Annotated in this window: 6 protein-coding genes and 1 pseudogene; 4 read left to right on the top strand and 3 right to left on the bottom strand. The window is 42.3% G+C overall.

Features of this window, described 5'->3' with window-relative positions:
• The 3 genes and pseudogenes from AC5590_RS13960 to AC5590_RS13950 all read left to right on the top strand — a co-directional run.
• A partial coding sequence (locus AC5590_RS13960; protein ID WP_211178360.1) for a TonB-dependent siderophore receptor occupies nt 1–2,348 on the top strand: 2,348 nt, incomplete at its 5' end.
• Between the two features lie 145 nt (nt 2,349–2,493).
• Nucleotides 2,494–2,850 (top strand): PepSY-associated TM helix domain-containing protein, encoded by a 357-nt coding sequence (locus tag AC5590_RS13955; RefSeq protein ID WP_169264236.1) that lies wholly within the window; start codon nt 2,494–2,496, stop codon nt 2,848–2,850.
• Nucleotides 2,817–2,918 (top strand): annotated as a pseudogene (locus AC5590_RS13950) (Uma2 family endonuclease); the annotation flags it as partial. The gene AC5590_RS13955 and the pseudogene AC5590_RS13950, both read left to right, overlap by 34 nt.
• A 179-nt stretch (nt 2,919–3,097) precedes the next feature.
• Here AC5590_RS13950 and cysE read toward each other — a convergent pair.
• Together cysE and AC5590_RS13940 are read right to left on the bottom strand one after the other, a co-directional pair.
• Nucleotides 3,098–3,889, bottom strand: a complete 792-nt coding sequence (cysE, locus tag AC5590_RS13945) for a serine O-acetyltransferase (RefSeq protein WP_169264235.1) — start codon at nt 3,887–3,889, stop codon at nt 3,098–3,100.
• Nucleotides 3,890–3,926: 37 nt separating this feature from the next.
• Complete coding sequence (locus tag AC5590_RS13940; protein ID WP_248277191.1) at nt 3,927–4,139, bottom strand: site-specific integrase; 213 nt, start codon at nt 4,137–4,139, stop codon at nt 3,927–3,929.
• Nucleotides 4,140–4,585: 446 nt separating this feature from the next.
• Between AC5590_RS13940 and AC5590_RS13935 the strand changes: the two genes are divergently transcribed.
• Nucleotides 4,586–5,131 carry a hypothetical protein gene (locus AC5590_RS13935; RefSeq protein WP_169264234.1) on the top strand — a complete coding sequence of 182 codons (546 nt, stop codon included), beginning with the start codon at nt 4,586–4,588 and terminating at the stop codon, nt 5,129–5,131.
• Nucleotides 5,132–5,757: 626 nt separating this feature from the next.
• Here AC5590_RS13935 and AC5590_RS13930 read toward each other — a convergent pair.
• Nucleotides 5,758–7,443: a DUF3352 domain-containing protein gene (locus AC5590_RS13930; RefSeq protein ID WP_169264233.1), complete on the bottom strand. Its 1,686-nt coding sequence runs from the start codon at nt 7,441–7,443 to the stop codon at nt 5,758–5,760.
• Between the last annotated feature and the right edge of the window lie 263 nt (nt 7,444–7,706).

The raw sequence follows: 7,706 nt of genomic DNA, 5'->3' as shown, positions 1-7,706 counted from the left end.
GTGCACCAGGTGACAGACCCTTCACATTCCGCTCACAAAAACCAATTGCGGGTGTTACTGAGATAACGGTGACTAACTTTGATGCCAATACTATCCGAGTGACGGTGATAGGTGAAGCGAGTGCACCAACAGTTGAATTGTATGACAGTCCAAAAGAAGGTCTGATCTTCAGCGTGTCAACGGCTGCTTCCATTGCGCAAAACTCCACCCCAAACCAAAGGCAAGGGCAGGGATCACAACAGCCACAAACTCAGACACAGCCAACTCAACCATCAGCCCAGGGTGATGAACCGATTGAACTAGTGGTGACGGGTGAGCAGGACGGATATAGTGCCTCAGATGCAACAACTGCCACAAAGACAGACACTCCACTGCGTGATATTCCCCAGTCAATTCAAGTTATCCCGCAAACAGTTATTAAAGACCAACAAATCACACGCATTACCGATGCAGTCAGTAATGTGTCAGGTGTAACGGTTCAAAGAGATCTTGATCAGAGTGTAGACAGCTATAACATTCGCGGGTTTACAACGCAGAACTTCCTTATAGACGGGTTTTATTTTCCAGCATATGGATCACTCGATCTTTCGCCGTACAGCATTGAACGGGTTGAAGTGCTCAAGGGACCTGGTTCTGTGCTGTATGGTCAGCTTGAGCCAGGTGGCATCGTTAACTATGTCACCAAGAAGCCTTTGAGCGAACCCTACTATTCTGGTGAATTTGTGATCGGAAATTATGACTTCTATAACCCGTCGATTGATATTTCCGGTCCTTTAACTGAAGATAAACGACTGCTCTATCGCTTGAATGCGGCATACCAGAGTACTGGTAGCTTTGTCGATTTTGTCAACGGGGAGTCATTTTCTATTTCACCCACTTTGACCTACAAAATTGGGGATGCAACGACCTTAAACTTGAGGTACAACTACAGCAATACCGATTATCTCACTTATTCAGGACTACCAGCCGAGCCAAAAAGTTTTAATGCTCCGATCAATCGATTCCTGGGAGAACCGAACAGTGATAGTAAAGTACATTCTGAAAACCACTTAATCAACTTAAACTTCACCCATCGCTTTAACAAGCATCTGGAGTTTCGTAGCAGCTTCACTACCCAACTTACTAATTCTAACAATCCAGGAATTTTTCGGGTTCGAGGCCTTCAGGATGATGGTCGTACTGTCAACAGAGACTTCGCCGTAGATATCTCCGATATTGAAATTTATTCACTGCAAAACAATTTCATTGCTGATTTCAACACAGGTTCTATTCAACATAAGTTACTGTTTGGCGTTGATTGGACAAAGCTGAACGCACTTCAACCAGGTTTGCGTGCAGGTCAAGCCGAGACACCCCTGTCTCCTGGAGCTGTTGTAGCTCCCATCGACTTGTTTAATCCAATCTATGGGGCACCTGCACCAACAGTGTTTGATGGTTTTAGCGGTGTTGATAACGCAATATCTGGTACTTTTGTCGAAACCTCTGCTATTTATCTGCAAGACCAAGTAACCCTGCTGCCCAATCTGAAGCTTTTACTGGGTGGCAGATATGACTTTGTGAATAATGCTAGCACCAGACAGCCAATCGATCAGAATTTCAATACGTTGGGTGCAAGCACACGGGATGAATCTTACAGTGAAGCTTTTTCGCCCCGGATTGGTATTGTCTACCAACCAATAGAACCGCTTTCTTTATATGCCAGCTTCAGTCAGTCTTTTGTTCCGAATACCGGTCGTAATCGAAACGGAGGAGTTTTTGAACCCTCACGGGGAACTCAGTACGAAGCTGGGATCAGAGCCGAATTGCTCGATCGCCGCTTGATTGCCAACTTAGCTGCTTACGAGATTACCAAAACCAATGTGCTGACTAGCGATGCACAAGATCAGAATTTCCAGATCGCAACAGGTGAAGTCACCAGTCGAGGCATTGAATTTGATCTAGCTGGAAAAATTCTGCCTGGTTGGAATATCATTGCGTCCTTGTTCCACAACGATGCCTTTGTCAGTAAAGATGAGAGCATTCCTAAAGGAGACAGATTAACAGGTGCTCCCAGACAGGGCGGCAGCTTATGGACAACTTATGAAATTCAATCTGGCAATTTACAAGGATTCGGATTTGGTGCAGGAGTCTTTTTTGCGGGTAGCCGCGATGTCGTTCTACCCAACACTTTTAAAATTCCCTCCTACGGAAGATTCGATGCTGCTGTGTTTTATCGCCGCGATAACTGGCGCGTAGGGATTAATTTCAAGAATCTCTTAGACACCAAGTATTACGAGTCCACGACGTTTGGTGATATTCGTCCGGCAGCACCGTTTACAGTACTGGGAACAGTTTCAGTCAGTTTCTAAGACTGCAGTCAAAGTTTTTATATCAAGTTCGGTTGATTAGTTATTATTCCGAAATCTGTGCACAAAGAGTAAAATCCTTTCCCCCTGCTCCCTTGCAGCCTTCATGATAAGTCTTTAACCGGACACGATATTAGAGGCATCTGCCATGAAATCTCTCAAACTTCGCCAAATCGTCTTTACCCTACACTGCTATCTTGGTTTTACAGTTGGACTAATTCTTATTATTGTTGGTTTGACGGGTAGCCTGTGGGTGTTTGGACCCGAAATTGACCAGTTCCTAGTCAGACAACAATTTGGGCAAGTTATTCCCACCCAAGAAGCGCGAGTTTCCATTGGCTCAGCCTTTGAGACTGTTAAAGCCGCCTATGCATCGCAACCTGAGCTCACTGGGTGGATTGACACATCTGGAAACTCCCACTCACCCTACAGATTTGTACTTTCCACCAAGGATAGTAATGAGATTGAGGTCTCCCTGAAACCAAGCGCGGTACTGATAGTTTAGAAGATTCTTTATTGCCTGGACTACAAATTACGCCTCAACAAATCTTCCAGCAAGCAAGAATTTCCTAATCTCGACCAATTTAGCAGCAAAGTGCTGCGAATATAAGATGGATTAACCTCTTTTATCACTCTATAGTCATCCTCGTGAGCCTTCTATGAGAAGCGATCGCCTACGGCAGAGCTACGCTTAACGCCTTTTCACTTGGCTCTAAAGGATATTATTTATCAAAGGTTGACTTGCTTGGTCGTTAAATCCCAGAACCATCCAGGAACTCTTCTATCACCTTATTTTGCAAAAGGCAATAAGTGTGAGTTTGTGAAGATGGCTCATCTTTTAATATGTGGGAATTTGAGGTGTGAGGTGTTGACAATGATGAGTTAACGAAAGGAACTAAAACTTTTTGCTGTGGTTGTTGCAACTGTTCAATTTTTTGTTCCAGTTGCTCGATGCGATCCACTAAAGCACGTATTACTTGGGCTTCAGCATCTGGTAAACTTCCGTGTTCTAGGGGGTTGACTCGAACGCCAGAACGATATAGTATTCTGCCTGGAACACCAACTACGGTACAATCTGCTGGCACATTGCGTAAGACAACTGACCCAGCACCAATGCGGACATTGTTGCCAATTTCGATATTACCGAGCACCTTGGCTCCGGCTCCTACCACAACATTTTCTCCTACAGTCGGATGGCGCTTACCGCATTCCTTACCTGTACCACCAAGGGTCACACCTTGATAAATTAAGCTATAGTTTCCTACAATTGCCGTTTCCCCAATCACCACACCCATACCGTGATCAATAAAAACACCTTGACCAATCGTTGCACCTGGGTGGATTTCAACTCCGGTTAAAAATCGAGCTATATATGAAATCAGCCGAGGGATAAGGGGAATGTGAATGATATGCAGCCAATGAGCCAGCCGATGTAACATTAGGGCTTGCAAACCGGGGTAGCAAAATAATACTTCCAACCAGTTACGAGCAGCTGGATCGCGTTCAAAGATGATGCGGAAGTCAGCAACAAATGTAGATAGCACGCTTCTTGTACCCTAGTTTCGCCAATCAACTCAAACTCTATTTTAGCGTTCCAAGTGCCATAAATAAAATCGTTGGTTGTAATACCAAGCGTGAAAAATGATTGGTACACGCTTCACGAATTCTTGCAGCCGTAAACAGGCATACACCGAATAGGGTTTTATCACGCTCTGAGTCAAACCCTTGGGCAAAAACTAGCTGTATCTCTTGCTGTGTGAGAATTTTGGCGCGTCCGTACCGATTGACGTTCATCGTCAGATAAAAAACTACTGTGTCTACAGCTTACAATTAAAAGCCCCCAGATGCGGTACTGGAGGCTGAGAATTTGCAAAATGGTACTACTGGGGTTCACCGTGCCAAAACGGGAAAATTGTACGCGCTTGGCTGAACGATTTACCTCAAAACTTTGAAAATACGTTGAAAAAACCTCGTTTCCTTGGTGCAGAGTATAATAAATACTCTGCACCAAGGGTGATTACAAGTAACTGAAACGTAGATAGAGAGCGAGTTTCGATCAAGCGGGTACAATTTTCCTTTTCTGGTGCAGTGACGCCTACAACAGGAAGATGTAGTTACAGCAGTTTTAGACTGTATTAATATTGGAGGGACAAATTTCTGGAATGCCAATTTCTTAACTTGTAGCTAGTTACCAGGTTAGCTGAGATAATGTTTATCTTGAAATCAATCCACAAACTCTTATGAAAATAGGGCAAAAATTCAATTCTCTTACTTACAGTGAATATATATATATAATAGACAACCATAAAAAGTTTTCAGATTGGAACACACTTGGATTATTTCGCTCTCTTGTTGAAACAAAAAAATTAGATTTCAATCAGAAAATCGAAATCAGAGATTATGCTAATAAACAATTTCAGAGGGCTTTTGACTTTTTACAGTTGAAAGACCCTTCTACATATTTTTATTTAAAAACACTTGGAGAAAATATAACAGTAGCAGACGAAGATAAAATATGGAAAGGTATCCGATTTAATCAAGAAAAATTTTTGAAAAAGAAAAAGATAAAACATAGAAATTTCGGAGAGTATTCAAAACATAATTGTGGAAATGATTGGTGTCCATATAATGGATTGATGATAAAGCAAGGCTCGTTATTAGCAGAAGGTAATATGCGCTTTAAGAGTGATAAATCCCGAACTGTAAGCGTTGTCAAATCAGAAAATCATAGAAAGCAAAGAAAGAGAATGAAAAAGTTAATTCACCAAGAGCTTGTAACTTTTTGAGTAGAGAACAGGCAGGGTACGTTCCGGGCTATATGTAAAGCATTTTGGACGCGAATATTACTACGTGTAGGCACCTGCAATGCTAATCGCTCAGACCTGCAATCAAGACATTTCTCAGCGATCCATAAGTAGTATTTAAGAAAAAACTTCGAGGTTACTTGACCAAACATTAGACAGGGTAGTCAACCGTAAAAATTGCAGAGGCACTGGAACGACGGCTAATCATCCAGTGCTTTTTATTTTAGTTTTGCTTTTCAGTTTCCAACCACTTATTTTAAATTCATAGGGATTCTTGAGTTAGACGACATGAAATCTGGTGACTGCCATTAAACCGTTGGTAACACATATAGCTATACATCTAGGTTGGGGAGGACAGTGCAGCAGGAGGGTTTCCGCTCTCACGGCAAGTCTGGCGTTTGAGGAACGAAACCCAACTCCAAAATTTTGATTTTGTTGGGTTTCACTCTTAAGCGTTCCCTATTAAGCGTTCGGGTGTTCCCTGCTATGGCTATTGCTATAAAAAAGCAGGGAAAGACTAGAAATAGTACTAAGTCTTTCCCTGCACCCTCTGTACTCCATGAACCAAGAATAGCTACAGCTTGGTTTATACAGATTTCGGGATTTAGCTAACGTAAAAATTGAAAAAATAGGCCACCTTTGAGCAATTCTGTGTCACTACCATAACTACTAAGGGTGAGCGATCGCAAATTTTGGAAAAATGGCTTGCCCAGCACTTCCACAAACTTCAGAATTGGTAGTTGACGCTCTAAAATATCCTGACTCTTTGTCCAGTCGATATAAACGTAGCCTTGGTTCGGTTCACCAATCGCAGCGATACTGTCTTGGAAATCACGATTCTTAACTAACGGGTTCTCCTTAGCCGTCAAAGCTGCATTGATTGTCTCAACAGAGGATGCAAAAATCTGGTAATTTCCGATGTCAGCACGTGCGGCTACAACGTTTGCTTGAATTGTGAACAATTCTCGCTCTTTTGCTTCACTAGATTTATTGATAGCAGTTTTTAGCTGTGTCCAAGCAGAGATTTTTTGGTCATTTAAGGTGAAGGAATTCAGCGAAAGCCCTTCTGATGAGGCGAGTTGATCCAAACGGGAAATTGCTGTGGGTGTCTTTTCGGATTTTTGGGCGACAAAAATCCAATTGGGATTTGTTTGCTCTGCGCGGGGTAACAATGCGATCGCGTATTCTCCTTCCACCGAGTTAAAAATATCTTCTCTCCAGTTGATAAGCGAACGTTTTTGAACATCTGCCACCGGGAGGAACTTAGAAATCACATCTTCTGTGGAAGCAGAGAGGCTAGCTGTCACTTGTTGCCAAAGTTGTGCCAAATCACTATCACCCAAACCGCTTAAATTTGATCCTGCTACTGCTAAACTTGCTGAAGCTGGGATATACTCCAACGCACCCACAGGTTCAGAAAGTTGTGCAGCTGGGGGTGAAGTTTCTTTTTTTGCCAAAAAAGCAGTTTCAGCGAGCAATCCTTTGGGGTTTGATACTAAAGAAATAATTTGGTTGTCATAAGTTTGAGCATTAGGTTTGAGGTTCTGCCATTTTGCTACTACGGGGAGATTCAGAAAAGCAACAGCCTGTGCTTCTTTGGACAGTTGTTTGGTTGCTTTTTGGTATTTGTTGGAACTGGTTAAATTCAAATCGGACACCTGTACATTATTAATTGCCTCTCGCAGCACTTTTGGGTGATTGGCAAACAAGACAAAGCTATTACCTACAACTGCACCAGCAAGACTATTTTGATTTTTGACTTGTTCCTTTTCAGAAGACGTTGAAGGAATCTGATTGTCAGAAATTAGCTTCACGCCCTTGTATTCTTCAGTTGCTAAATTTGCCCCAGCCAAAGCGCGCTTAGAAAACAATAGCTGAACAAATTCACGGCTTTTCTCGGGTTGAGTGGTTGCAAGTGCCATTAGATACCCTGGCTGCTGTCCGTTTTCAGAATCGTGATCAATGTCTAAGCTTGTGACAGCCAATGTTATTTCGTTTCCTAACCAAGGTTTAATTTCCTGTTGGTAATCTATACCCGTATTCGCGAGTAATCTTGTTTTCAATTTTGACAGTTGTCCATCACGCTCAAACGCCTGCAAGCGTTCTGGATTTACGAGCATCGACACCATAACTGGTGCTTGTTTAGACACAAATATGGCAGCATCTGACTGTCCTGTAGGAGCGATACCGGTTAGGGAATTTTTGGCGGATAACCCGTTACAACCAGTCATACCAATCAATAGCAGCATCATAATACCCACTGCTACAACTCTGAAAAATGAGCGTTGTGTCATAATTTTTATACAGACCGCTAGGGGTGCAAATACAAATAATCAACTACCAAATTAAATTATCAAAGGTAGTTCTGTTACTAGAAATTAGTTTAGTACTGAAACTTACGCACAAGTCTATCAGAAATCAGGTTATCTCTTAATTGTTAAATGCTCACTTTACAGCATTAAGCCGAACTTCAGAGAAATTCTGCATTAAAACCGGATTTTTCAGTCCTTTAATGAAACGGCACTCACGTACCTACCAAACCCAAAGAACGAAGATT

It is taken from the genome of Brasilonema octagenarum UFV-OR1 (assembly GCF_963888615.1).
In the GTDB taxonomy this organism is placed as follows: Bacteria; Cyanobacteriota; Cyanobacteriia; order Cyanobacteriales; family Nostocaceae; genus Brasilonema; species Brasilonema sennae.
Note: the sequence above shows the minus strand (reverse complement) of the source record. Positions and strands in the feature narration are given on the sequence as shown.

Excerpts from the sequence above, each read along its gene's own strand:
- AC5590_RS13930 (WP_169264233.1), bottom strand. The coding sequence starts at position 7,443 with ATGACACAACGCTCATTTTTCAGAGTTGTAGCAGTGGGTATTATGATG.
- AC5590_RS13955 (WP_169264236.1), top strand. The coding sequence starts at position 2,494 with ATGAAATCTCTCAAACTTCGCCAAATCGTCTTTACCCTACACTGCTAT.
- AC5590_RS13935 (WP_169264234.1), top strand. The coding sequence starts at position 4,586 with ATGAAAATAGGGCAAAAATTCAATTCTCTTACTTACAGTGAATATATA.
- AC5590_RS13940 (WP_248277191.1), bottom strand. The coding sequence starts at position 4,139 with ATGAACGTCAATCGGTACGGACGCGCCAAAATTCTCACACAGCAAGAG.